This window comes from Parerythrobacter jejuensis (assembly GCF_039536765.1).
Taxonomy (GTDB): domain Bacteria; phylum Pseudomonadota; class Alphaproteobacteria; order Sphingomonadales; family Sphingomonadaceae; genus Parerythrobacter; species Parerythrobacter jejuensis.
Window position 1 is genome coordinate 1615529 of the sequence record NZ_BAAAZF010000001.1, and the last position, 24569, is coordinate 1640097.

A 24569-nucleotide genomic window follows, 5' to 3' on the forward strand; every position below is an offset into this window, starting at 1 on the left:
ATGGCCGCGACTTAACCACAGCTGCTGCTGTAGGACAGTCATCAACCTTTACGGAAAGCGATGGATGCGCGGATCGTCGCAGGCAAACAAAGTGTACTCCGAATAATAGTCTGAACGCCCCCGCGCCTGCACCTGGGCATGATCGTGATGGCGCCGCCATGCGAGGGCAGCGGCTTCGCTGGCCCATTCCGATAGCGCAATCATCTCGCCATCATCGGCAGCATAGGTCTTGAAGGACACAAACCCCGGCTGCTGCGCCGCGAGATCCTCCATCGCCTGCGCCTCTGCATCATAGGCCTGCTGGTCGATATCGGCCCGTTTGCGATTGCGGAAGACGACCAGGAACATGGCTACATCCCCCGCCCGAGATGCGCGTCAGCAATCGCCACCGCCAATGCGTCCGCAGCATCCGCGCCCGCGACCTCTGCTCCGGGCAACAGCACTTTCAACATCGCTTGCACCTGCGCCTTGTCGGCAGCCCCTGTCCCCACAACGGCCTTCTTCACCTTGCGCGCGGCGTGCTCGTTGACCGTCAGGCCGCTTGCGGCACATGCGGCCAAAACCACCCCGCGCGCCTGCGCCAGTTTCAAGGTCGATTGCGGGTTCTTGTTGACGAAAACTTCCTCAGCCGCAGCGCGGTCAACCTGGTGCGTTGCAACCACAGAGGCAATTGCATCGTGAAGGTGATGCAGCCGCTCGGCAATCGGCGCCTTGGCATCGGTTTTCACCTGCCCGTTGGCAATGTGGATCAGGCGTGCACCCACGGCCCGCACCACGCCCCAGCCGGTGCAGCTGAGCGAGGGATCAAGGCCGAGGATCAGCACAGCCCGCCCGATCAGCTGTCGAGCTTGGCCATGATCTCGTCGGAGATTTCGTAATTGCCCCAAACGGTCTGGACGTCATCGTCATCGTCCAGCGTATCGATCAGTTTGAGCAGCGTGCCAGCGCCCTTCTCGTCGAGATCGACCGTAATGTTGGGCTTCCACGCCAGCTTGACTTCCTTGGCCTCACCCAGCGCTGTCTCAAGACTGGAGGCGACTTCGTGCAGATCCTCGGCAGCGGTCCAGATTTCGTGGGCATCGTCAGACGATTGGATGTCTTCGGCACCCGCCTCCAGCGCCGCTTCGAGGACTTTTTCCTCGTCGCCGGCTTCGGCGCCATACTCGATATAGCCAAGCCGTTCGAACCCGTGCGCAACCGAACCTTCGGTGCCCAGATTGCCGCCATTCTTGCTGAATGCGGTGCGCACAGCGGTGGCAGTGCGGTTGCGGTTGTCGGTCAAGGCCTCGACAATAATTGCCGATCCACCCGGGCCGTACCCCTCGTAGCGCACTTCTTCGTAGTTCTCATCATCCCCTGCGCTCGCCTTGTCGATTGCGCGCTGGATATTGTCTTTGGGCATCGACTGCGCCTTTGCGGTGTTGACCGCCAGCCGCAGGCGCGGGTTCATGTCCGGATCGGGCGTGCCCATCTTGGCCGCAACGGTAATCTCGCGGCTGAGCTTGGAGAAGAGATTGGACCGTTTCTTGTCCTGCGCACCCTTGCGGTGCATGATATTCTTGAATTTGGAATGGCCTGCCATGGGAACTCTGTTTCGATTGGCTGAAAAGACTAAGGGCGCGGCCTAGCCCAGCCACGCCCATGCTTCAACATCCAGCGGAGCGTCACACCTTCACCGCTGTGCCGCTGGCGCTGACCATCAGCATCGAGCCATTGGCACCGATCACTTCATAGTCGAGATCAATCCCGACCACGGCATTGCCGCCGCGACTGGCTGTTTCGGCCTGCAATTCCTCGATCGCCTGGTTGCGCGCATCGGCGAGGATGCGCTCATAGCTGCCCGAACGCCCGCCAACGATATCGCGAATATTGGCAAACATGTCGCGAAACACGTTTGCACCAACAATCACTTCGCCCGTCACGATGCCGAGATATTGCTGGATCGGTTGCCCCTCGATGGTGGGTGTGGTCGTTACAATAACGCCGCGCGCGTCTTTCCAGGGACCTGCCATAGTCGTTCTTCCTCGCCTTGAATTGGTGTATTACCTATATAATACGGGGAGCATGAAATTCAACCGAGCCCGAGCGCCGCCTTATAAGTATCCAGGACCATTTCCATTTCGCTGCGATCATCCGGCTTCATCTTGCGCAGGCGCACCACCTGCCGCATGATTTTCGGATCATAGCCGACCGCCTTGGCCTCGGCATAGACGTCGCGAATATCGTCGGCGATGCCCTTCTTTTCTTCCTCGAGGCGTTCGATGCGCTCGATCAGCAGGCGCAGGCGGTCGTCGGTGGCTTCAGCCATGGTCAGTCAGCTCCAGAATATGTGAGAATCAGTTGACGTTGCGATAGCGGCACGGATGCAAAGGCGGAACCGGCTTGTCGGATTTTCCTGCGACTAAATGGCCTTGTTCTTTGCCAGGCTCGCTTCCATCGCCTTGATCTGCGCATCGGTGGCCGGCGTCTGACGGGTGGCTTTCCATTCCTCCATCGGCATGCCGTGGATCAATTCGCGCGCGGCAGCCTTGTCGCCATCGTAGCCCGCGTCGCGGATCCAGTCGGCAAGGCAATTGCGGCAAAAGCCCGATAGCGCCATCAATGCGATATTCTGCGCATCATGGCGGTGCTGCAAATGCCGGACCAGCCGGCGGAATGCGGCAGCGGCGACGGCATCATCGAGCTGGTCGAGAGCTTGGGTTGAATTCGTATCCATTGTTACTATTCCTTGAGTTGCAACATGGCTGTGCCATAGCATCGGCCCATGCAAAAGCTTGATCCCCGTGGCCGCAAGGTCAAGATCCTAGCCACCACCGGCCCGGCCTCCAATTCCCCGGAAATGCTGCGTCGCCTGTTCAAGGCGGGTGCCGATGCGTTTCGAGTCAATATGAGCCATGGCGAGCATGCCCAGCATGCCAAGACCATGGCAGCCATCCGCGAGCTGGAGCGCGAGTTTTATCGGCCCGTAGCCATCCTTTGCGATCTGCAAGGGCCCAAGCTGCGAGTCGGTTCGTTCAAGGACGGCAAGGCGGTGATCCGCCATTCGGGCCACTTCACCCTTGATCGCAATCCGGAGCCGGGGGACGAAACCCGCGTCGAGCTGCCCCATCCCGAGTTATTCGGCCTTTTGGAAAAGGGCCAGCGCCTGCTGATCAATGACGGCAAGATCCGCCTCCGGGTGATCAAAGCCGATGACGAGAAGATCCTCTGCTCGGCCGAAGTCGGCGGGGTCATATCCGACCGCAAGGGCGTGAATGTGCCCGACGCGGAAATCCCGATCCCCGCACTGACCGAGAAGGATCGCAAGGATCTGGCTTTCGCGATGGAAAACGGCGCCGACTGGATCGGCCTCAGCTTCGTCCAGCGCCCTGAAGATCTGGCTGAAGCGCGCAAGCTGATGGTTGGTCCTGATGGCAAGCCGCGCGGCGCGCTGTGTGCCAAGATCGAAAAGCCGATGGCTGTACGGCGTCTCGATGAACTGATCGAAATGTCGGATGGCATCATGGTCGCGCGTGGTGACCTGGGCGTGGAGCTGGAGCCGCAGGAAGTCCCGCCACTACAGAAGAAAATCGTCAACGCCACCCGCCTCAAGGGCAAGCCGGTGATTGTGGCGACACAGATGCTGGAAAGCATGATCGAAAGCCCGGCCCCGACCCGTGCCGAAGTCTCCGATGTCGCCAATGCCGTTTATGATGGCGCCGATGCCGTCATGCTGAGCGCCGAAACCGCAGCCGGCGACTGGCCCGAGGAAGCCGTCACCATCATGCACAAGATCGCGGTGCAGGTGGAGCAGGACGAGGACTACGTCGAACGGGTCCGCTTGCTCGATACGCCGCCCGACCCGACCACTGCCGACGCGCTCAGCCACGCCTGCATGACCATCGCCGACACGGTACCGATTGCTGCGATAACGGTGTTCACTGGTAGCGGCTCGACCGCACGGCGCGTGGCGCGTGAGCGGCCCAGCGTGCCGATGCTGGTCTTGACCCCGGAAATGCGCACCGCCCGCCGCACCGCGCTGCTGTGGGGCGCCCATTCGGTCGCGACCAAGGATATCGGCAGCTTCGAAGAAATGATCGCCAAGGGCAAGCGCATGGCCCTGCGCCACGGATTTGGCACGGCAGGCAGCAAGCTGATCGCCTTGGCCGGCGTTCCTTTCGGGACACCGGGCAGCACCAATCTGTTGCATGTCGTAACACTCAAGGGTGACGAGCTGGACAAGCGCGAGGACTAGTTATCAGCCTTCGGGGTTCAGTTCGTTCCTGGCGCTCGAGAACCAATTCTCAGTCACGGTTGCCATTGAGCGGCCTAGACAAGACAACTTCATTTGCGGAACCGGAATTGGCAAACACGATGTCGGGCAGGCCGTCTGAGTTCATGTCGCCGATTGCCACTCCGTAGGTATCCGATGCACTCGGGATGATCTGACGTGAGAACTTCCCTGCTCCATCATTTCGGTAGAGTATATTCGGCCCGTCTGCCCCGGCGACAAGATCGATGTCGCCATCTTGGTCCAGATCACCGGCAGCCAAGGCCTGCACAGCTTCACCCGCTTGGCCGAAGACTGTCGGATCCGCGTTCAATCCGGCAGACTCCTGCAGATACAGCAAATGTGGGCCGTCTGTGGAGGCTAAAACAATATCCGGTCTTCCATCGCCATTCAGATCCTCCAGCGCAGCCTTGCGGTGATCCCCTTCGCTCTCGGGCAGAGGGTGAACTCGAAATGCGCCGGTACCGTCATTGACCATGACCACGCTGGCTGCGCCATCCCGCCGGGCGATAACGAGGTCGACATCACCGTCACCATCCACATCTCCGTCCACGACTCCTGTCGATCCGAACCCCTCATCTGGAAAGTCGGTGCCACTCTGAAAGCCGCCGCGCCCATCTCCACGATAGAAACGATCCGGTGTGCGGCGTGTCACCACAACTAGGTCCAGGGCTCGGTCGCCGTCCAAGTCAGCAAGAACGGCCGATCGCGCAGGCCCTGCACTTTCCGCCAATTCGCCCTGCAAAACCATGTTTCCATGCCCATCGTTCAGAAACCACTGCACAGGCAGCATGTCTCTCACCACGACTGCATCAACATCACCGTCACCGTCTATATCGCCAGCCTGGACGGTGTAGCTTGCCGATCTTGCGACGCCCAAGGGCCGGGCTTCAAGCAGTTTGCCCGATCCGGAATTCAGGAAGACAAAATCTCGCTGGGCCCAATGGCGACCATTTGCCAGAACCACATCCAGATCACCATCGCCATCCATGTCGGCAAGTGAAACATCTGCTGATCGGTTGGCTTCTATATCGAATTCCAGAAAGGGGTGCTGCCGGAATTCCAGCAGCACATCTTCCGCTCCAGCAACGCCTCCGGTCAAAAGGACAATGGCAGCGACCACCTTGGCCAGGGAGTGCGAATAGGACATCTTCCTTCCCCTTTCATCATCGGCCATCGACCGGTTTTCAAACGATTGGCCAGACACCCGACGCTAACTTGCTGCTGCCAGTTGTAACCGCCTGCACGCCTCAACCTCGCCGATCAGCGGCAGCAGCTCGCCCATATCGGGGCCGTGGTTCATGCCGGTTAGTGCTTGGCGCAGTGGCAGGAACAGCGCCTTGCCCTTGCGTCCCGTGCCCTCCTTCAGCGTCGCTGTCAGCGCGCCCCAAGGATCGTCACCCCATGCGAGAGCTTTGGCAGCCTGCGCCAGATAGGCCCGGTCCTCTTCGGAAAACTCCGGCGGGGTGATCGGGCCCGTGACCAGGCGCCACCATTCGGCCGCCTCGCTGATCGTCGTCAAGTTTGGCCGGATGGCGTGCCAACCAGCCTCGTCGATCCCTTCCGGCAGGCGATCTGCGACGTCGGCAAATTCCGTCTGATGGACCAGCGCGGTGTTGATCCGCTGCAGCTCCGCATCGTCAAACTTGGCCGGGGCACGGCCAAAGGTGGACAGGTCGAAACTGTCCAGCAGGACCTGCGGGTCGGCAATCGGCTCGACCGGCTGAGACGTACCCAGACGCGCCAGTAGCGCGATGATCGCCTGCGGAGCGATATCCTTCTCCCGGAAAGCGTCACAGCCCAGCGATCCCAGCCGCTTGGATAACTTACCTTCCTTGCCCACCAGCAAAGCAGTGTGGGCAAAGCGGGGCAAATGCTGCGCTTTATGCTGCGCAGCAAAAAGTGCGGTAAACATTTGAATTTGCACGGCAGTATTGGATACGTGGTCTTCGCCGCGCAAAACATCGGTGATACCCATATCGATGTCGTCAACAGCGCTCGGTAGCATATAGAGCCAGCTGCCATCGGCGCGCCTGATGACCGGATCAGAGAGTGTCGCGGGATCGAATTTTTGCGCGCCTCGCACTCCGTCATCCCAGGTGATAGGCTCATCATGGTCGAGCTTGAATCGCCAATGCGGGCGAACGCCCTCAGCTTCTTTGGCCGCCCGCTCCGCGTCGCTCATTTTCAGCGCACCGCGATCATAAATCGGCGGCAAGCCCCGCCCCAACTGGATCTTGCGCTTCAGCTCCAATTCCTGCGCCGTTTCGTAGGCGGGATAGACCCGGCCTGCATCCTTCAGCGCTTCGAACGCCGCATCATACAGCGCCATCCGCTCTGACTGGCGCTCTTCACCATCGGGCTCCATCCCCAGCCACGCCAGATCGGCGCGGATCGCCTCGACATATTCCTCTTTGCTGCGGGCAGCATCGGTGTCGTCAATCCGAAGCAGAAAGCGCCCGCCATTTGTGCGCGCCAGCATCCAGTTGTGCAGCGCGGTGCGGATATTGCCGACATGCAGTCGCCCGGTGGGGGACGGCGCGAAACGGGTGATCGTAGTCATGCCGCCTCTATAGGCACTTTGGCGGTGCGGTGAACCCGTTCCGGCAGTCTGGCAGTGTCTATTTCGGCCGGATCACGAATTCGTGGTTGATGTAGAGGAAGACCTCGGTCTCGCTGGATTGTTGCCAGAACAATTCTGAATCGAGACCTTCGATCGATATCCCGTAGTCGCTGCCGAACATACCGGCATAGCGCTTTGCCTCATTAGCCACCGCGCGAACCACATCGCCGCGATACTGGTCCGGATTGGTCAAGGCGAGACTGGTTGATCCAGTCTCGATATAGGATCGTCCCGTGGCAGGGACAGCCTTGATAAAGGCCTGGATGCGCTGGTCGGCATCGCGCACGCGTGTGGTCTTTCCATCGACCGGGATGCGGGCGTAGATGCTCACCCTGTTAGTATCCGGCCGGCGTCCGCCCGTAACTTGCAACTGCTCGACATCCGCCATCGTGACCGTGGTAAGGGTGTAATTGCCCGCAACCAGCGAAATGCCCGATTCTGCAGCCCGCGAGATCGTCTCTCGCAGCATGGCCCGCAATTCCCGGACGCGCAGGCTGGAATCGCGCGAATCCGAACTGACATAGAGCGGCTTGACGAAATAGTCGGCCTTGCGGGTGAGGCCGATCGCTGCCTGTTCGCGATTGTAATATTCGTCAAAACTGGCCCGATCAGAACGCGACCCCGTGACGACCACCAGTTCGTCCTGCGCTTGCGCGCCAACAGGCACGGTCAACGCCAGCGCCCCCATTGCAAGCAGAAATCTTTGAACAGTCATAGAACCCTCCCTTTCTAGCCAAGGCTATTCGCGGGAAGGTGACGGCATTGTGAACCGGTGCCAAGAAAAACCCCGCCGGAAGCGAGCTTCCAGCGGGGCAATTCCAGATCAGTTCTTGAAGCTTATTCGCCTTCGGTCGCTTCAGGAGTTTCCGTCGCAGGCGCTTCTGCTTCAGGTGCAGCTTCTGGGGCCGCTTCCGGTGTCGGGGCAGCGTCACCACCACCCATGGCTGCGGCCATTGCGGCTGCGTCCATCACTTCACCTTCCGGCTCTTTCTCGGCTTCACCAGCGGCAGCAAGGGCGTCCTGCTGTTTCTTCCACTGGGCCCGAAGCGCAGCATCGCGGCTGGAGGCGGTTACGCGCATCCGGTTCATCCCTGCGCCGGTACCGGCGGGGATGAGACGGCCCACGATCACGTTCTCCTTCAGGCCAATCAGCGTGTCCTTCTTACCTTCGACCGAAGCCTGGGTAAGAACACGGGTCGTTTCCTGGAACGATGCAGCGGAAATGAAGCTGCGCGTCTGGAGCGAGGCCTTGGTGATACCGAGCAGTACCGGAGTACCCTGCGCAGGCTTCTTGCTGCGCGTCAGCTTGGCATTGGCTTCGTCCATTTCCGCCCGGTCGACCTGTTCGCCCGGAAGCAGAACCGTGTCGCCACCATCGGTGATCTCGACCTTTTGCAGCATCTGACGGACAATCGTCTCGATGTGCTTGTCGTTGATCTTCACGCCCTGCAGTCGGTAGACTTCCTGGATCTCGTTGACGAGATACTCGGCCAGTGCTTCGACGCCCAGGACATCAAGGATGTCATGCGGGTTCGGGCTCCCCGAAATCAGGGTGTCGCCCTTCTTCACGAAGTCGCCTTCCTGAACGTCGATGACCTTGGTCTTCGGGATCAGATACTCGACTGCATCCCCTTCCTCGGGAACGATCGCGATCTTGCGCTTGGCCTTGTATTCGCGAACGAATTCGATCTTGCCCGAAATCTTGGCAATGATCGCATTGTCTTTCGGAATACGGGCTTCGAACAGCTCGGCAACACGCGGCAGACCGCCGGTGATGTCACGCGTCTTGGCCGCTTCACGCGACGCACGGGCAAGAATGTCACCGGCATCGACCGTCTGGCCATCTTCGACCGAGAGCGTGGTACCCGGAGCAAGCATGTAGCGCTGTGCTTCGGTTTCGTCGGCATCGGTCTGGCCTTCGCCCAACAGAGTCATCCGCGGACGCAGGTCTTCCTTCTTCTTGCGGCCGGTCGCCCGGTTCTCGGTAACGACACGCTGGGCAATACCCGTCGCGTCATCCACACGCTCTTCCATCGTCGTGCCGTCGATCAGGTCCTGGTATTTCACCACACCCGACTGTTCGGTGATGATCGGCAGAGTGAACGGATCCCATTCCGCCAGACGATCGCCTTCCTTCACCTTGCCGCCATCCTTGTGCATCAGCACGGTACCGTAAGGCACTTTGTGGATTTCGCGCTCGCGCCCTTCGGCGTCGATCACGGCAAGTTCACCGTTACGGGCCATCGACAGGATGCGGCCCTTCTTGTCGGTGATCGTGGGCATGTCGCGATATTCGACCTTACCGTCCGAAATCGATTCCAGGTGGCTGGTCTCGTTGAGCTGCGCCGCACCGCCGATGTGGAATGTCCGCATCGTCAGCTGAGTGCCCGGCTCACCGATCGACTGCGCAGCGATCACGCCGACAGCTTCACCGATATTAACCGGCGTACCGCGCGCGAGATCACGGCCGTAGCACGTGCCGCACACGCCCTGATCGGCTTCGCACACCAGTGGCGAGCGGATCTTGGCAACCTGAACTTCGGCTTCCTCGATCGCCTTGACCATCGGTTCGTCCAGCAGGGTGCCAGCTTTCACAATCACTTCACCGGTCTTGGCATTGACCAGATCCTCGGCCGTAGTGCGGCCCAGGATACGTTCACCAAGTGATGCGATGACCGAACCACCCTGGACAATCGCACGCATTTCCAGCGCGTTGTCGGTCTTGCAGTCCTCGACCACGATCGTGCAGTCTTGCGACACGTCAACCAGACGACGGGTCAGGTAGCCCGAGTTCGCCGTCTTCAGAGCCGTATCGGCCAGACCCTTACGGGCGCCGTGGGTGGAGTTGAAGTATTCAAGAACGGTCAGACCTTCCTTGAAGTTCGAGATAATCGGCGTTTCGATGATCTCGCCGCTCGGCTTGGCCATCAGGCCGCGCATACCGGCAAGCTGCTTCATCTGGGCGGGTGAACCACGCGCGCCAGAGTGGCTCATCATGTAGATCGAGTTGATCTGGGCTTGCTTCCCGTCCTTGTCGATCTTCTGCGCCTTGATCTCGTCCATCATGGCGTCCGCCACCTGGTCGCCGCAACGGCTCCAGGCGTCGATCACCTTGTTGTACTTTTCCTGCTGCGTGATCAGGCCGTCCTGATATTGCTGCTCGTAATCGGCGACCAATTTCTTGGTGTCCTCGACCATGCCGTCCTTGCTGTCCGGAATGATCATGTCGTCCTTGCCGAAGCTGATGCCGGCCTTGAACGCGTGCTTGAAACCAAGGCTCATAATCGCATCGGCAAACAGGACGGTGTCCTTCTGGCCGGTGTGACGATAGACCTCGTCGATCACGTCGCCGATATCCTTCTTCGTCAACAGGCGGTTGACGATATCGAACGGAACCTTGTGGTTCTTCGGCATGCACTCGCCCAGCAGCATCCGGCCCGGCGTCGTTTCAAAACGCACCATCGAGATGTTGCCCTTCTCATCGGCCTGCGGGACGCGGGTGATGATCTTGGTATGCAGCGTAACGGATTTGGTTTCGAGCGCCTGGTGCACCTCGGCCATATCGGCAAAGCGCGGCAGCTTCTCGATCTTCTCGCCGTTTTCACCCTCGACATATTCCGGCTTCTTCTCCTGCCGTTCCATCGACAGGTAATAGAGGCCCAGGACCATATCCTGCGAAGGCACGATGATCGGCTTGCCGTTGGCGGGCGAGAGAATGTTGTTGGTCGACATCATCAGCACACGTGCTTCGAGCTGGGCTTCCAGCGAAAGCGGTACGTGAACGGCCATTTGGTCACCATCGAAGTCGGCGTTGAAGGCCGAACAGACGAGCGGGTGCAGCTGGATAGCCTTGCCTTCGATCAGGACCGGCTCGAACGCCTGGATGCCCAGACGGTGAAGCGTCGGCGCGCGGTTCAGCAGAACCGGGTGCTCGCGGATCACTTCGTCGAGGATATCCCAGACTTCCTTGCGCTCTTTCTCGACCCACTTTTTCGCCTGCTTGAGGGTCATAGAGAGACCCTTCGCGTCGAGGCGGGCGTAGATGAACGGCTTGAACAGCTCGAGCGCCATCTTCTTGGGCAGACCACACTGGTGCAGTTTGAGTTCTGGGCCGGTCACAATGACTGAACGACCGGAATAATCGACGCGCTTGCCCAGAAGGTTCTGGCGGAAGCGGCCCTGCTTGCCCTTGAGCATATCGGAGAGCGACTTCAGCGGACGCTTGTTGGCACCGGTGATGACCCGGCCACGACGGCCATTGTCGAACAGCGCATCGACAGCTTCCTGCAGCATGCGCTTTTCGTTGCGGACGATGATGTCCGGCGCGCGCAGCTCGATCAGGCGCTTCAGGCGGTTGTTACGGTTGATTACGCGGCGATAGAGATCGTTGAGATCCGAGGTCGCAAAACGACCCCCGTCCAGCGGCACCAGCGGGCGCAGCTCGGGCGGAATGACCGGCACAACTTCGAGGATCATCCATTCCGGTCGGTTGCCGGATTCGATGAAGCTCTCGACGACCTTGAGGCGCTTGATGATCTTGGCAGGCTTGAGCTTCGACTTGGTCGTCGCCAGCTCTTCCATCAGATCGTCACGCTCTTGCTCGAGATCGAGGTCCATCAGCATGATCTTGACGGCTTCTGCACCGATTCCGGCCGAGAAAGCGTCTTCGCCATACTCGTCCTGCGCTTCGAGCAGTTCGTCTTCGGTCAGCAGCTGGAATTTTTCCATCGGCGTGAGGCCGGGCTCTGTAACGATGTAGCTTTCGAAATACAGCACCCGCTCAAGCTGCTTGAGCTGCATGTCGAGGAGCAGGCCGATACGGCTCGGGAGCGATTTCAGGAACCAGATATGCGCCACCGGAGCCGCCAGCTCGATGTGACCCATCCGCTCACGGCGAACCTTCGTTACGGTGACTTCGACGCCGCACTTCTCGCACACAACGCCTTTGTATTTCATGCGCTTGTACTTGCCGCACAGGCATTCGTAATCCTTCACCGGACCAAAGATGCGGGCACAGAACAGGCCATCACGCTCAGGCTTGAACGTACGGTAGTTGATTGTTTCCGGCTTCTTGATCTCACCGAAAGACCAGCTGCGGATGCGCTCTGGCGAGGCAATTCCGATCTGGATCTGGTCGAACGTCTCGGGCTTGGCGAGCTGGTTGGTGAATTTTGTCAGTTCGTTCATGGCGTCTTTTCGGTTCCTGATGCGCCTTGCGGCGGCTTTGAAAACTGAATCTGGGAATTCTTTATCTGGCGGGCGGCGTTAGATTTCAGGGTATTCCGGATAGTGTGGGCGGCAACTGGATCGGAGGCCTGTCGGGGACATTGTCGCGGTCCAGCGGATGCGGCAGCGCAGTCACGAGATCGCGAGTTTGCGAGCGGTCCTTGCGCAGCAACGTAATCTCAACCAGCTCCACCAGCTCCCCATCACGGGTCGCCAGCGTATCGGCATGGTTGTTGGCATGCATATGCACGACATCGAAGTGCCGGGTCAGGCGCTGGATCACCGGACCGATGACCTGGCGACCGAAATCGGTGGTCAGGGCATCGAGATGGTGCAGTTCCAGAACCATGACACGAAAGCGTTTGAGCAGCGCGTCACTGATCTGGGCCAATGACAGCCATTCATGGCCTTCGATATCCATTTGCAGCATCAGCTCGGCAGAACCGGGCTGCTTGGCAGCCACCCAATCATCGAGCGTAATCGTATCGCCAACAGTTTCGATGCCGATGAACTTCGCCAGGAAGTCATTGGCATCATCCGTCAGCGGCGATTGCTCGATCGAGCCATCGGCCTGGAAACTGGCCATTCCGCGCGCAATGCAATCGCGTTCAAACTCGGCCGTCTGATCGACACCGGGCGAGAACACAGCTGCAATCCCGTCGAGATCGTCAGGAACCAGGTAGCCCCCATCAGCCTCTCCGCCGAAGCGGACAAGGTCATGCTCGGTGCGTACCGGATGGAGACCTGCCAGCATCGCGCGTAGGGGCGCACCATCCGACTCACGCCGAATGATGAGGCCCTGTGAACCGGCCAGGTTTCGGATCATCCTGCTGATACGCATCTCTTCGCTGGCCCCTCACCCCGTAAGGAGTGAGCAACCCACGACCTCCCTCTTACTCGGCTGCGATCTTCATGCCGTCATCATCCTCGTCGCCATCCGACAGCGAGGAAAGTTCGACATTGAGACCAAGCGAGCGCATTTCCTTGACCAGCACGTTGAAGCTCTCCGGAATGCCCGCTTCAAAGGTGTCATCACCCTTGACGATGGCTTCGTAGACCTTCGTACGGCCGATCACGTCATCCGACTTGACGGTGAGCATTTCCTGCAACGTGTATGCTGCGCCGTAGGCCTGGAGTGCCCAGACCTCCATCTCACCGAAGCGCTGGCCGCCGAACTGCGCCTTACCACCCAGCGGCTGCTGCGTGACGAGCGAGTAGGGGCCGATCGAGCGGGCGTGGATCTTGTCATCGACCAGGTGGTGCAGTTTGAGCATGTAGATAATGCCCACTGTTACCTTTCGGTCGAACGCTTCACCGGTGCGGCCATCGTAGAGGACCGACTGACCCGAACTGTCGAGGCCTGCATTCTGCAGTTCGATCGTCACGTCGCCTTCGCGCGCACCATCGAACACCGGCGTACCCATGGGCACACCTGCCGTCAGGTTGCTGGCCAGTTCCACGATCTCGTCGGTGCTACGGCTGCCGATATCATCGTGATATTCGTCGCCATACACATCCTTCAACTTCTCGCGGACCGCCTCGGGAGGCTTGGCCGCAGTCGCATCGGGATTGGCGGCACGCCATTCTTCCAGCGCATCAGAAATCTGATGGCCAAGACCACGCGCTGCCATGCCGAGGTGGGTTTCAAAGATCTGGCCCACGTTCATACGGGAAGGCACACCCAGCGGGTTTAGCACAACGTCAACCGGCGTACCGTCTTCGAGGAACGGCATGTCTTCAGCCGGAAGGATGCGCGAAATCACACCCTTGTTGCCGTGGCGGCCGGCCATCTTGTCGCCCGGCTGCAGCTTGCGCTTCACAGCCACGAAGACCTTGACCATCTTGAGCACGCCCGGGGCGAGTTCATCACCACGCTCGAGCTTTTCCTTACGGTCTTCGAATTTCTCGTCGATGCCCTTTACGGCCTCGTCATACTGGCTTTTGACCGCTTCGATCTGGGCCTGACGCTTGTCATCGGCGACGGCAAACTTGAACCATTCGTGCTTCTCGATCGTATCAAGAAGGCCTTCGTCGACCTTGGTCCCCTTCTTGACGCCCTTCGGCGCGGCAGAAGCGGTTTGGCCAACCAGCATGTCACGGAGGCGGTTATAGGTCGCACGGTTGAGGATGGCGCGTTCGTCGGCGCTATCCTTGCGCAGACGCTCGATTTCCTCGTTCTGGATCGCACGCGTACGGTCATCGATCTCGATCCCGTGACGGTTGAAAACCCGAACCTCGACGACGGTGCCGGCCACGCCGGGCGGCAGACGCAGCGAGGTGTCACGAACGTCCGACGCTTTCTCCCCAAAGATGGCGCGGAGAAGCTTTTCTTCCGGCGTCATCGGGCTTTCACCCTTCGGCGTGATTTTGCCTGCCAGAATATCGCCCGGATGCACTTCGGCACCGATGTAAACGATCCCGGCTTCGTCGAGGTTGCGCAGGGCCTCCTCGCCGACATTGGGGATGTCACGGGTAATGTCTTCCGGGCCCAGCTTGGTGTCGCGGGCCATGACTTCGAACTCCTCGATGTGGATCGAGGTGAAGACATCATCCTTCACGATACGTTCGCTGATGAGGATGGAATCCTCGTAGTTGTAGCCATTCCAGGGCATGAACGCGACGAGGCTGTTCTTGCCCAGCGCCAGCTCACCCAGATCGGTCGACGGGCCGTCGGCAATAACGTCGCCGGCCTCGATCACTTCGCCCACTTTCACCAGCGGACGCTGGTTGATGCAGGTGTTCTGGTTCGAACGCTGGAACTTCTGCAGCGTATAGATGTCAACGCCCGACTGGCCGGGCTCAACATCGCCCTGTGCACGGATCACGATACGGGTCGCGTCGACCTGGTCGACAATGCCGCCGCGCGTTGCGGTGATCGCAGCCCCGGAATCGCGGGCCACAGTTTCTTCCATACCGGTGCCGACCCAAGGCGCTTCGGCCTTGACCAGCGGCACAGCCTGACGCTGCATGTTTGATCCCATCAGGGCGCGGTTGGCGTCATCGTTTTCCAGGAACGGAATGAGCGATGCAGCAACCGAAACCAGCTGCTTGGGCGAAACGTCCATCAGCGTGATCTGTTCACGCGGCGCCATGAAGTAGTCGCCGTTCTGACGCGCAGAGACGAGCTCTTCAACGAAGGAGCCGTCATCGTTGAGCTCGGCCGAGGCCTGCGCAACGGTGTGCTTCTGTTCTTCCATTGCCGAAAGATAGCTGACTTCGCTGGTCACCTTGCCATCGATCACGGTGCGGTACGGTGTTTCGATGAACCCGTATTTGTTCACACGGCTGAACGATGCGAGCGAGTTGATCAGACCGATATTCGGGCCTTCCGGCGTCTCAATCGGGCAGATCCGGCCATAATGGGTCGGGTGAACGTCGCGGACTTCGAAGCCTGCGCGCTCACGCGTCAGACCACCCGGGCCGAGCGCCGAAACGCGACGCTTGTGCGTGACTTCGGAAAGCGGGTTGGTCTGGTCCATGAACTGCGACAGCTGCGAAGAGCCGAAGAATTCACGCACGGCAGCAACAGCCGGCTTCGCGTTGATCAGGTCGTTCGGCATGACGGTCGAGACATCGACACTGCTCATGCGCTCCTTCACGGCGCGTTCCATGCGCAACAGGCCGACGCGATACTGGTTTTCCAGCAATTCGCCGACCGAACGGACACGGCGGTTGCCGAGATTATCGATGTCGTCGACATCGCCCTTACCGTCCTTCAGGTCGACCATTTCCTTGACCACAGCCAGGATGTCTTCCTTGCGCAGCGTTGTCACAGTGTCTTCGGCATCGAGCTCGAGACGCATGTTGAGCTTCACGCGGCCAACAGCGGAGAGGTCATAGCGTTCGCTATCGAAGAACAGGCCTTCGAACAGCGCTTCAGCGGTTTCCTTGGTTGGCGGTTCGCCCGGACGCATAACCTTGTAGATTGCCTCAAGACCTTCATCACGGTTCTCGGCCTTGTCGACCTTGAGCGTGTTGCGGATCCACGGACCCGTATTGATCTCGTCGATATCGAGCAGTTCGATCCGGTCGATCCCGGCTTCATCGAACACTTCGATATGCTCAGCAGTGACTTCGTCACCTGCCTCGATGTAGATCCGGCCGGTTTTCTCGTCGATCATGTCGACAGATGCGTAGCGACCGATGATTTCCTCAGCCGGCAGCAGCAGAGTCTTCAAGCCGTCCTTGGCCGCCTTGTTGGCAGCGCGCGGGCTGATCTTCTGGTTGGCGGGAAATACTTCCTCGCCAGTCTTGGCATCGACTAGCGCGAAGGCCGGCTTCTGGCCGCGCCATGCTTCGGCGTCGAACGGGATTTTCCAGCCGTCGCCTTGTTTCTTGGAAGCACGATCCCAGGTCATGGTGTCGTAGAAGAAATGGAGGATTTCTTCGCTGTCCTGACCCAGCGCGTAAAGGAGGCTGGTGACCGGCAGCTTGCGCTTGCGGTCGATCCGGACATTGACGATGTCCTTGGCGTCGAATTCGAAATCGAGCCACGAACCACGATAAGGGATCACGCGGGCCGCGAAGAGCAGCTTGCCCGAAGAGTGGGTTTTCCCGCGATCATGGTCAAACAGGACACCCGGCGAACGGTGCATCTGCGACACGATGACACGCTCGGTTCCGTTGATGATGAAAGTGCCGTTGCCCGTCATGAGCGGCATATCGCCCATGTAGACTTCCTGCTCCTTGATATCGAGAACGGAGCGGGTTTCGGTTTCCTGGTCGACTTCGAAAACGATCAGGCGAAGCGTAACACGCATCGGTGCCGCGTACGTAATCCCGCGCTGACGACACTCGGTGGTGTCATATTTCGGAGGCTCGAGTTCGTAGTCGACGAAATCCAGTTCGGCGGTGCCGGCAAAATCGCGGATCGGGAAAACGCTGCGCAGCGTCTTTTCCAGGCCGGAAACATAGTCTTCCGCCTTGTTCGAACGCAGGAACTGTTCGTAGCTCTCGCGCTGGACTTCGATCAGGTTCGGCATCTGCACCACTTCGTGGATATCGCCGAAAATCTTGCGGATGCGCCGCTTGGCTGTCCCGGTGTTGGCCCGCGCTTTTTGCGGGGTCAGCTTGCCGGAGCTCTTCTTAGCCTTGGTTGCCATGGAAGGAGTGTCGCCTCTTCTCGTGTGACCCGGCGATGCCCATGCACCACCGGAATATGTAAATCTCGTGATGCGGGTCAGTCCATCATTCCAGAGACGAAAAAAGGCCGCAGCGTAAGGCGCAAGGCTCTCACCCTGCAAAGCTGCAGCTCAATCAATCGTCGCGAATATGGAGCTCGCCGCTTCCATCCTGAACTGATCCCCGCGCATGAATCAGTTTGCTCGAAGCGTGCGGTCACCAAGGCAGATAGGAATGAGTCTCCCCTTTGTCAAACGCTTCGCCCAGCGGGCGTATCAAGGCAGCGCCCACGTGAAGCTACATCCTGCAAAACGATGCGGAGGATATTGAATAACAATATTATTGTTTGACAATAAGACGAATCGCTCTTATTGATTTTCGATATTGAGCATAATGGAGATCGATAATGCCCCGCTTTGCAAACCAGTTCACTGCTGCCCTTGCTGCGATCATGATCATGGCCGGTAGTTTCGGTGCGATCCTTACCGTGCCCGCCCCTTCAGCTGATGCTGCCGTAGCTGCAATCGCCACGCCGGCCGTGGCTTGAGCCAGCCGGAAAGGAGACCAAGACCATGACCAATCGCCCATCCGACCCCTTGCTCGCCGCCGGGAAAATACTCTCCGGCATACTTATGGGGCTGACCGGCCTCGTGACGATCATCCTGATCGGGGTCATTCCGATCCTGCTGCTCAACCAGGCCGATTTTGCCAAAGCGGTCGTCGAACATGGCGGAGACAACGCTTCAGCGGCCATGGCGGCATCGATTGGCCTCTTGTTGCTCGCAGCAGCCGTTACAGCGACCGCTTTCATCTTCTTCCGCCTGCTCAAGGATATCGTGAACAGCGTGGGCGAGAATGACCCGTTCACACTCGACAACGCCAAACGCCTGAGTACGATGGGCTGGATCGCGCTGGCCTTTCAGGTGGCAAGCTTCCCGATCGCCGGACTGGTTGCCTATCTGGGCACGCTCGTCCCGCTGGAGAACCTGACCGTAGATTATGACTTCTCGCTGACCGGCGTCTTGCTCGCCATCGTCCTGTTTATCCTTGCCCGGGTGTTCCGGTACGGCGCAGAACTGCGCGAAGACGTGGAAGGAACAGTCTGATGCCCCCTACCCCTGAACCAGGCCATGGAGGATTTATCGTGGTGAAACTTGACGATCTTTTGCACGAACGTCGGATGACCCTGACCGAGCTGGCCGAGAGGGTCGGTCTGACCCTGGCCAATCTTTCGATCCTGAAAACCGGCAAAGCGAAGGCCATTCGCTTCTCGACGCTGGAAGCGATCTGCCGGGAATTGCGGTGTCAGCCAGGTGATCTGCTAGCTTACGGAGATGCGGCGTCGTTTAAGCCACGCACGTAAGCCTGATCACACAGTCGGGTTGACGCACACATCTTCTTTGCTGTGCCTGCCTTCCGCTTGCAGCGCGGCTCTGGGGCCAACGTGACTGCTTTGGGCACTTCCACTCAACCTGAGAGAAGAAATTCAGGGTAGGCTGACAAAATGCGACAGAATTGTGGCATTTCTTGGAACCCTGACCTATGCCACTGGTTGATTGCGTGAAGCCGGAGACACCGGCATTGTTCAGGAAGGAACTCGAATTATGAAAAAGCTCATCCTAGTCGCGACGCCTCTCGCCCTCACCCTCGCTGCATGCGACGGCCCGGCCGAAGAGGTTGCCGAAGAACGTGACGATGTCATGGAAGCGCAGGGTGAAGTGGTCGATGCCGGTGCCGGCGTCGTAGAAGCCCAGGCCGACCTGGCTGAAGAACGCGCCGATGTTGCTGAAGCCGAAGGCGATGTAGGCGCAGCTGCCGAGCTGGAACAGCAGGCAGAGGCTCTTGAAGACAAGGCCGCGGCGATGGAAGATACTGCCGACGGCATGTAATTTGGCAGTTCTGTCATGAAGGCGCCCCGGCGTGCCTTGACAGAATCGGCAAAACCCTTAGAGGCCCGCCTTCGAACGGCGGGCCTCTTTTGGTTTGCCTGTTCATCCGTCCGAGACAGTTGGTGAAGGCAATCTGGCCTTCTTAATTTCCAGCCTAGACGGGGAAAAGAGTTTCCGGCCAACCTCCTATGGATGGCCACCTGCGTGCCTGGCACGTTCTCCTTCCCCATCAACGGACCTCTACCCCGTGTCGATTTGCGGCATGGGCAAATGTGAGCCGGTCACCGGCGTGTTCGCTTGTTGCGGATATCGTGGGTGGCCATAGTGAAGGAGTAAGGCATGGATCGTTCGCAAAAATCCGAAGCGGTCGCCGAGCTGAATGCAATCTTCAACGAGGTTGGCGTGGTTGTTGTGACCCGCAATCTCGGCCTGACAGTGGCCCAGTCTACTGAACTGCGCGGGAAGATGCGTGAAGCCGGTGCATCGTACAAGGTTGCGAAGAACCGTCTTGCCGCACTCGCCCTGAAAGACACGCCCTATGTGGATCTGGAAGATCTGCTGTCGGGTCCGACCGCTCTCGGTTATTCCGAGGATCCGGTTGCAGCAGCCAAGGCTGCCGTGGAATTCGCCAAGTCGAACGACAAACTTGAAATTGTCGGCGGCTCGATGGGCGGACAGATGCTCGACGAAGCAGGAATCAAGGCACTCGCCTCGATGCCGAGCCTCGACGAACTTCGCGGTACGATTGTTGGCCTCGTTAACGCACCGGCGACGAAAATCGCTCAGGTCGTCAACGCGCCTGCCAACAAGCTTGCCCGCGTCTTCGGTGCCTATGGCGCCCAAGAAGCAGCGTAAGCGGTTTTTTGAATTGAACATTCTGGGGCATTTTTCGCCCCGCCCAGTTTTATATTGGGGCCATCTAATTGGAGTAAAGCATCATGGCCGATATCGCCAAGCTTGTTGAAGAACTTTCGAAACTGACTGTCCTCGAGGCAGCCGAACTCGCCAAGGCACTGGAAGAAGAGTGGGGCGTTAGCGCCGCTGCTGCAGTTGCTGTTGCTGGCCCCGCCGCTGGCGGTGGTGATGCCGGTGCCGCTGAAGAGAAGGACGAATTCGACGTCATTCTCACCGGCGACGGTGGCAAGAAGATCCAGGTGATCAAGGAAGTCCGCGCCATTACCGGCCTGGGCCTGACCGAAGCCAAGGGTCTTGTCGAAGGCGCGCCGAAGCCGCTCAAGGAAGGCGTCAACAAGGCAGAAGCCGAAGAAATCAAGGGCAAGATCGAAGCAGCCGGCGGTACCGTCGAACTGAAGTAATCTTGTTCCAGGATTTTGTGGGTGTCTTGAAGCGCCCGCAGATAGGAGGGCGGTGCCGCAAGGTGCCGCCCTTTTTCTTGCGGTCGAGCCAGCCCGTCCAGCTGTGACCGGATTGACGCGCCAAGAGGTGAAAACTTCCGGATAGCGCGCGCACGCCTTGGGCGATGATACGGTTGGGTATATTCGGGCCGGCTTTATGGCGCAGATGCAGCCTGAAACGGACACAGCCGCAAGCTGGCGAACCGAGATTGCCGCGACACTCAAACTGTCGTGGCCGCTGGTGCTCGCCAATCTCCTGCAGATGCTGATTTACGCCGTCGATGTCATCTTCATTGCGCGACTGGGGGAGGTGCCGCTGGCTGCTGCCTCCTTGGCGGTCTCCCTGTTCGGCCTGGTCTTGTGGAGCCTTTCCTCGCTGACCGGCGCCGTTGCCCCCGTCATCGCTGCGGAGCTGGGCGAACGGGCCCCTGCCCTGCGCCCGATCCGGCGCGCCACGCGGATGGCCCTCTGGCTTGGCATTATTGTCGGGATTGGCGGCATGGGCATTTGCCTGCTGCTCGGGCCCATCTCTCGCGCAACCGGGCAACAGGACAGCATTATTGGCCTCAGTACTGACTATAACGCGCTGCTGATCTGGTCGATGGTGCCGATGATCCTGGCCAGCGTGTTGCGCAATTTTGTCGCGGCGCTGGGACGGCCTTTCTTTGCCACCGCCATCACTGCCGGGGGCATCGTGGTCAACTCCATTGCCAACTACGCCTTCATCTTCGGCAATCTGGGAGCTCCGGAGCTGGGCCTGCGCGGCGCCGCCATTGCAACCATCCTGACCACGCTGGCGACGCTCGCCGCCTACATCGTCGCGATCCGCCTCAACCGGGATCTGAACCGTTATCATATATTCGGGCGGTGGTGGGCACCCGACTGGCAACGGTTCCGCGACATCGTCCGGATCGGGACGCCGATTGCACTGACAGTGGCGGCAGAGGCCGGGATTTTCGGCGCAGCAGCCTTCTTGATGGGCAAGTTCGGAGCCTCGCAATTGGCCGCGCATACTCTTGCATTGCAAGTGGCAGCACTCGCCTTCCAGGTCCCATTCGGGATAGGACAAGCCGCGACCATCCGGGTCGGCTTTTTCTACGGCGCGCGCGACAGCGAGGGCATGAAGCGCGCTGGCTGGACCGCGATCATTATCGGCACCGGATTCATGGCCAGCACTGCACTGGCGATGGTCATGGCGCCCGAATTGCTCTTGTCGATCTATGTCGATCCCGATGCCGCCAAGAATGCCGTGCTGGTCAGCTTTGCTGTGCGGTATTTGATGATTGCAGCAGCGTTCCAGCTGTTCGACGGACTGCAGGCGGTGGCCGCAGGTGCGCTGCGGGGTTTGCAGGATACGCGTGTGCCGATGTGGATTGCCATCTTCAGCTACTGGATACCCGGCTTCGGTGTCGCGCTCGCGCTCGGGTTTGCCACACCGCTGGCGGGAATGGGCGTGTGGTTCGGACTGGCAATCGGACTGACCGTGGCCGCGATCCTGCTGATCTGGCGCTGGGGATTGCGCGAAAAACTCGCGCTTACGCAACGCCAATAGACCTGCTCCAAGCTTCGAAAAAATTCGCCAGACTCGTGTTGACTCTGATCCAGCGCATCCCCATTTGCGCCGCGCTGGCACTCTTTAGAGGAGAGTGCCAATTCCGTTTGTTCAACCTTACAAAGAAAGGTCATCATTATGGCATTTCGTCCGCTGCACGACCGCGTTGTGGTCCGCCGCATCGAAGCCGACCAGAAAACCGCTGGCGGCATCATCATCCCTGACAGCGCCCAGGAAAAGCCGAGCGAAGGCGAAATCGTCTCCGTTGGCGAAGGCGCGCGCGACGATGACGGCGACCGTATCGCTCTCGACGTCAAGGCAGGCGACAAGGTCCTGTTCGGCAAGTGGTCCGGCACCGAAGTCAAGATCGACGGTGAAGACCTGCTGATCATGAAGGAAAGCGACATCATGGGAATCATCGGCTGAGCCGCTGACACCATCGCTTCCTAACCCAACACGAATTTCTCAGGAGAAACCAACATGGCAGCCAAGGACGTAAAGTTCGGTCGCGACGCTCGCGAAGGCATCCTCAAGGGCGTTGATACGCTCGCAAACGCCGTCAAGGTCACGCTCGGCCCGAAAGGCCGTAACGTCGTGATCGACAAGAGCTTCGGCGCACCGCGCATCACCAAGGACGGCGTTACCGTCGCCAAGGAAATCGAGCTCAAGGACAAGTACGAGAACATGGGCGCACAAATGCTGCGCGAAGTGGCCTCGAAGACCAATGATCTCGCCGGTGACGGCACCACCACCGCCACCGTTCTGGGCCAGGCTATCGTGCGTGAAGGCATGAAGTCTGTCGCAGCCGGCATGAACCCGATGGACCTGAAGCGCGGCATCGACCTGGCTGTTGGCAAAGTCGTCGAGAACCTGAAGGGTCGTTCCAAGGACGTCGCCGGGTCCGATGAAATCGCCCAGGTCGGCATCATCTCCGCCAATGGCGACAAGGAAGTCGGCGAAAAGATCGCCGAAGCCATGGAGAAGGTCGGCAAGGAAGGCGTGATCACCGTCGAAGAAGCCAAGGGTCTCGAGTTCGAACTCGATGTCGTCGAAGGCATGCAGTTCGATCGTGGCTATCTCAGCCCGTACTTCATCACCAACCCCGAAAAGATGACGGTCGAGCTCGAAAATCCGTACATCCTGATTTTCGAGAAGAAGCTCTCTAACCTCCAGGCGATGCTTCCGATCCTCGAAGCGGCTGTCCAGTCGGGCCGTCCGCTGCTAATCATCGCAGAAGACATCGAAGGCGAAGCGCTGGCGACCCTGGTCGTTAACAAGCTGCGCGGCGGCCTGAAGGTTGCTGCGGTCAAGGCCCCGGGCTTTGGCGATCGTCGCAAGGCGATGCTGCAGGACATTTCGATCCTCACGAAGGGCGAAATGATCAGCGAGGACCTCGGCATCAAGCTCGAGAACGTCACGCTGGGCATGCTCGGTGAAGCCAAGCGCGTCACCATCGACAAGGACAACACGACCATCGTGGACGGTGCCGGTGAAGAAGCCGACATCAAGGCCCGCGTCGGAGAGATCCGTGCGCAGATCGAAACGACCTCCAGCGATTACGACAAGGAAAAGCTGCAGGAACGTCTCGCCAAGCTTGCTGGCGGTGTTGCCGTGATCAAGGTTGGTGGCGCTTCGGAAGTCGAAGTGAAGGAACGCAAGGACCGTGTCGACGATGCGCTCCATGCAACCCGCGCTGCTGTCGAAGAAGGCATTGTCCCGGGCGGCGGTACCGCGTTGCTTTACGCCACCAAGGCTCTCGATGGCCTGAAGGGCGAGAATGACGACCAGACCCGCGGCATCGACATCGTCCGCAAGGCGATCGTTGCTCCGGTCCGCCAGATCGCGACCAATGCCGGTCATGATGGTGCAGTCATCTCTGGTAACCTGCTGCGTGAAGACGACGAAACGCAGGGCTTCAACGCTGCGACCGACACCTATGAAGATCTGGTCAAGGCCGGCGTTATCGACCCGACCAAGGTCGTCCGCGTTGCCCTGCAAGACGCAGCCTCGGTTGCCGGCTTGCTGATCACCACTGAAGCAGCGATCTCCGAACTGCCGGAAGACAAGTCTGCAGCCCCTGCAATGCCCGATATGGGCGGCATGGGCGGCATGGGTGGCGGCATGGGCTTCTAAGCCCACCGCTCCTCAGCTTGCTGAAACACAAGAGGCCCGGCGGGAGCGATCCTGCCGGGCCTCTTTTTTTGCCGGTCCGAAGAGACGCCGGGCTAGCGCCGCTTTTCGATCAAATCGACCAGCTCGTTGAACTTCTGACGCTGTTCCGCCTCGTCACCACTCGCGATAGCTTCCGCCACACAGCAGGCGGCATGCTCTTTGAGCACCGCGCTTTCCACCTTACCCAGCGCTGATTTGATCGCCGAGAGCTGGGTCAGCACGTCGATGCAATACCGATCTTCCTCGATCATGCGCGCTACGCCCTGAACCTGACCAGCAATGCGGCTGAGGCGGTTGATGCTGGATTTTGCACTAGCGGACAAGACTTCAGACATGGCCAAACAAACTCTTTCAAATACCC

23 protein-coding genes are annotated in these 24569 nt (G+C 59.4%); 10 read left to right on the forward strand and 13 right to left on the reverse strand.

The window, feature by feature from the left end:
* Positions 1-48 precede the first annotated feature (48 nt).
* The 6 genes from ABD653_RS07975 to ABD653_RS08000 form a co-directional block, all read right to left on the reverse strand.
* Positions 49-348 (reverse strand): antibiotic biosynthesis monooxygenase family protein, encoded by a 300-nt coding sequence (locus ABD653_RS07975; protein ID WP_160778185.1) that lies wholly within the window; start codon positions 346-348, stop codon positions 49-51.
* A gap of 2 nt (positions 349-350) precedes the next feature.
* On the reverse strand, positions 351-824 hold the full coding sequence (gene ruvC, locus ABD653_RS07980; protein ID WP_160778186.1) for a crossover junction endodeoxyribonuclease RuvC: 474 nt from the start codon (positions 822-824) through the stop codon (positions 351-353).
* A gap of 11 nt (positions 825-835) precedes the next feature.
* Entirely contained in the window at positions 836-1582 is a 747-nt protein-coding gene (locus ABD653_RS07985) for a YebC/PmpR family DNA-binding transcriptional regulator (protein WP_160778187.1), read from the reverse strand.
* Between the two features lie 82 nt (positions 1583-1664).
* Complete coding sequence (locus ABD653_RS07990; RefSeq protein WP_160778188.1) at positions 1665-2012, reverse strand: heavy metal-binding domain-containing protein; 348 nt, start codon at positions 2010-2012, stop codon at positions 1665-1667.
* A 59-nt stretch (positions 2013-2071) separates the two neighbouring features.
* Positions 2072-2308: a DUF2312 domain-containing protein gene (locus ABD653_RS07995; protein ID WP_160778189.1), complete on the reverse strand. Its 237-nt coding sequence runs from the start codon at positions 2306-2308 to the stop codon at positions 2072-2074.
* A 93-nt stretch (positions 2309-2401) separates the two neighbouring features.
* On the reverse strand, positions 2402-2716 hold the full coding sequence (locus ABD653_RS08000; protein WP_160778190.1) for a DUF1244 domain-containing protein: 315 nt from the start codon (positions 2714-2716) through the stop codon (positions 2402-2404).
* 48 nt (positions 2717-2764) lie between these two features.
* Here ABD653_RS08000 and pyk point away from each other — a divergent pair, with 48 nt between their 5' ends.
* A complete protein-coding gene (gene pyk, locus ABD653_RS08005; RefSeq protein ID WP_160778191.1) occupies positions 2765-4234 on the forward strand; it encodes a pyruvate kinase in 1470 nt (489 codons plus the stop codon).
* A 49-nt stretch (positions 4235-4283) separates the two neighbouring features.
* Here pyk and ABD653_RS08010 read toward each other — a convergent pair whose 3' ends face one another.
* The 6 genes from ABD653_RS08010 to rpoB all read right to left on the reverse strand — a co-directional run bounded on the left by ABD653_RS08010 (position 4284) and on the right by rpoB (position 17221).
* A complete protein-coding gene (locus tag ABD653_RS08010; RefSeq protein ID WP_160778192.1) occupies positions 4284-5420 on the reverse strand; it encodes an FG-GAP repeat domain-containing protein in 1137 nt (378 codons plus the stop codon).
* Between the two features lie 63 nt (positions 5421-5483).
* On the reverse strand, positions 5484-6833 hold the full coding sequence (gene gltX / locus ABD653_RS08015; protein ID WP_160778193.1) for a glutamate--tRNA ligase: 1350 nt from the start codon (positions 6831-6833) through the stop codon (positions 5484-5486).
* A gap of 58 nt (positions 6834-6891) precedes the next feature.
* Positions 6892-7608, reverse strand: coding sequence for a hypothetical protein (locus tag ABD653_RS08020; protein WP_160778194.1), 717 nt, complete (start codon positions 7606-7608; stop codon positions 6892-6894).
* 122 nt (positions 7609-7730) lie between these two features.
* Positions 7731-12080: a DNA-directed RNA polymerase subunit beta' gene (rpoC, locus tag ABD653_RS08025; RefSeq protein ID WP_234032118.1), complete on the reverse strand. Its 4350-nt coding sequence runs from the start codon at positions 12078-12080 to the stop codon at positions 7731-7733.
* 85 nt (positions 12081-12165) lie between these two features.
* Positions 12166-12960 (reverse strand): FkbM family methyltransferase, encoded by a 795-nt coding sequence (locus tag ABD653_RS08030; protein ID WP_160778195.1) that lies wholly within the window; start codon positions 12958-12960, stop codon positions 12166-12168.
* Positions 12961-13012: 52 nt separating this feature from the next.
* Positions 13013-17221 (reverse strand): DNA-directed RNA polymerase subunit beta, encoded by a 4209-nt coding sequence (gene rpoB, locus ABD653_RS08035; protein WP_160778196.1) that lies wholly within the window; start codon positions 17219-17221, stop codon positions 13013-13015.
* A 425-nt stretch (positions 17222-17646) separates the two neighbouring features.
* Here rpoB and ABD653_RS08040 point away from each other — a divergent pair, with 425 nt between their 5' ends.
* The 9 genes from ABD653_RS08040 (at position 17647) to groL (ending at position 24169) form a co-directional block, all read left to right on the forward strand.
* Entirely contained in the window at positions 17647-17787 is a 141-nt protein-coding gene (locus ABD653_RS08040; protein ID WP_160778197.1) for a hypothetical protein, read from the forward strand.
* 25 nt (positions 17788-17812) lie between these two features.
* Positions 17813-18346, forward strand: coding sequence for a DUF2975 domain-containing protein (locus tag ABD653_RS08045; RefSeq protein ID WP_160778198.1), 534 nt, complete (start codon positions 17813-17815; stop codon positions 18344-18346).
* Positions 18346-18603 (forward strand): helix-turn-helix domain-containing protein, encoded by a 258-nt coding sequence (locus ABD653_RS08050; protein WP_160778199.1) that lies wholly within the window; start codon positions 18346-18348, stop codon positions 18601-18603. The genes ABD653_RS08045 and ABD653_RS08050 overlap by 1 nt, the downstream gene beginning before the upstream one ends.
* Before the next feature lie 241 nt (positions 18604-18844).
* Positions 18845-19129 (forward strand): hypothetical protein, encoded by a 285-nt coding sequence (locus ABD653_RS08055; protein WP_160778200.1) that lies wholly within the window; start codon positions 18845-18847, stop codon positions 19127-19129.
* A gap of 339 nt (positions 19130-19468) precedes the next feature.
* Complete coding sequence (rplJ, locus tag ABD653_RS08060) at positions 19469-19984, forward strand: 50S ribosomal protein L10 (RefSeq protein WP_160778201.1); 516 nt, start codon at positions 19469-19471, stop codon at positions 19982-19984.
* An 83-nt stretch (positions 19985-20067) separates the two neighbouring features.
* Positions 20068-20445, forward strand: a complete 378-nt coding sequence (gene rplL / locus ABD653_RS08065; RefSeq protein WP_160778202.1) for a 50S ribosomal protein L7/L12 — start codon at positions 20068-20070, stop codon at positions 20443-20445.
* A 196-nt stretch (positions 20446-20641) separates the two neighbouring features.
* Positions 20642-22036 (forward strand): MATE family efflux transporter, encoded by a 1395-nt coding sequence (locus ABD653_RS08070; RefSeq protein WP_407672736.1) that lies wholly within the window; start codon positions 20642-20644, stop codon positions 22034-22036.
* A gap of 138 nt (positions 22037-22174) precedes the next feature.
* Positions 22175-22462 carry a co-chaperone GroES gene (groES, locus tag ABD653_RS08075; protein ID WP_160778203.1) on the forward strand — a complete coding sequence of 96 codons (288 nt, stop codon included), beginning with the start codon at positions 22175-22177 and terminating at the stop codon, positions 22460-22462.
* Between the two features lie 54 nt (positions 22463-22516).
* Positions 22517-24169, forward strand: coding sequence for a chaperonin GroEL (groL, locus tag ABD653_RS08080; protein ID WP_160778204.1), 1653 nt, complete (start codon positions 22517-22519; stop codon positions 24167-24169).
* Positions 24170-24261: 92 nt separating this feature from the next.
* Here groL and ABD653_RS08085 read toward each other — a convergent pair whose 3' ends face one another.
* Positions 24262-24543, reverse strand: a complete 282-nt coding sequence (locus ABD653_RS08085) for a metal-sensitive transcriptional regulator (RefSeq protein WP_160778205.1) — start codon at positions 24541-24543, stop codon at positions 24262-24264.
* Positions 24544-24569: the final 26 nt, after the last annotated feature.

Coding starts and splice junctions, on each gene's coding strand:
- ABD653_RS08000 (WP_160778190.1), bottom strand. CDS start 2,716: ATGGATACGAATTCAACCCAAGCTCTCGACCAGCTCGATGATGCCGTC.
- ABD653_RS07975 (WP_160778185.1), bottom strand. CDS start 348: ATGTTCCTGGTCGTCTTCCGCAATCGCAAACGGGCCGATATCGACCAG.
- gltX (WP_160778193.1), bottom strand. CDS start 6,833: ATGACTACGATCACCCGTTTCGCGCCGTCCCCCACCGGGCGACTGCAT.
- ABD653_RS08085 (WP_160778205.1), bottom strand. CDS start 24,543: ATGTCTGAAGTCTTGTCCGCTAGTGCAAAATCCAGCATCAACCGCCTC.
- ABD653_RS08010 (WP_160778192.1), bottom strand. CDS start 5,420: ATGTCCTATTCGCACTCCCTGGCCAAGGTGGTCGCTGCCATTGTCCTT.
- ABD653_RS08070 (WP_407672736.1), top strand. CDS start 20,642: ATGGCGCAGATGCAGCCTGAAACGGACACAGCCGCAAGCTGGCGAACC.
- pyk (WP_160778191.1), top strand. CDS start 2,765: ATGCAAAAGCTTGATCCCCGTGGCCGCAAGGTCAAGATCCTAGCCACC.
- groES (WP_160778203.1), top strand. CDS start 22,175: ATGGCATTTCGTCCGCTGCACGACCGCGTTGTGGTCCGCCGCATCGAA.
- ABD653_RS07985 (WP_160778187.1), bottom strand. CDS start 1,582: ATGGCAGGCCATTCCAAATTCAAGAATATCATGCACCGCAAGGGTGCG.
- rpoC (WP_234032118.1), bottom strand. CDS start 12,080: ATGAACGAACTGACAAAATTCACCAACCAGCTCGCCAAGCCCGAGACG.
- rplJ (WP_160778201.1), top strand. CDS start 19,469: ATGGATCGTTCGCAAAAATCCGAAGCGGTCGCCGAGCTGAATGCAATC.
- ABD653_RS08045 (WP_160778198.1), top strand. CDS start 17,813: ATGACCAATCGCCCATCCGACCCCTTGCTCGCCGCCGGGAAAATACTC.
- rpoB (WP_160778196.1), bottom strand. CDS start 17,221: ATGGCAACCAAGGCTAAGAAGAGCTCCGGCAAGCTGACCCCGCAAAAA.
- ABD653_RS08040 (WP_160778197.1), top strand. CDS start 17,647: ATGCCCCGCTTTGCAAACCAGTTCACTGCTGCCCTTGCTGCGATCATG.
- ABD653_RS08030 (WP_160778195.1), bottom strand. CDS start 12,960: ATGCGTATCAGCAGGATGATCCGAAACCTGGCCGGTTCACAGGGCCTC.
- groL (WP_160778204.1), top strand. CDS start 22,517: ATGGCAGCCAAGGACGTAAAGTTCGGTCGCGACGCTCGCGAAGGCATC.
- ABD653_RS07995 (WP_160778189.1), bottom strand. CDS start 2,308: ATGGCTGAAGCCACCGACGACCGCCTGCGCCTGCTGATCGAGCGCATC.
- ABD653_RS08055 (WP_160778200.1), top strand. CDS start 18,845: ATGAAAAAGCTCATCCTAGTCGCGACGCCTCTCGCCCTCACCCTCGCT.
- rplL (WP_160778202.1), top strand. CDS start 20,068: ATGGCCGATATCGCCAAGCTTGTTGAAGAACTTTCGAAACTGACTGTC.
- ABD653_RS07990 (WP_160778188.1), bottom strand. CDS start 2,012: ATGGCAGGTCCCTGGAAAGACGCGCGCGGCGTTATTGTAACGACCACA.
- ABD653_RS08050 (WP_160778199.1), top strand. CDS start 18,346: ATGCCCCCTACCCCTGAACCAGGCCATGGAGGATTTATCGTGGTGAAA.
- ABD653_RS08020 (WP_160778194.1), bottom strand. CDS start 7,608: ATGACTGTTCAAAGATTTCTGCTTGCAATGGGGGCGCTGGCGTTGACC.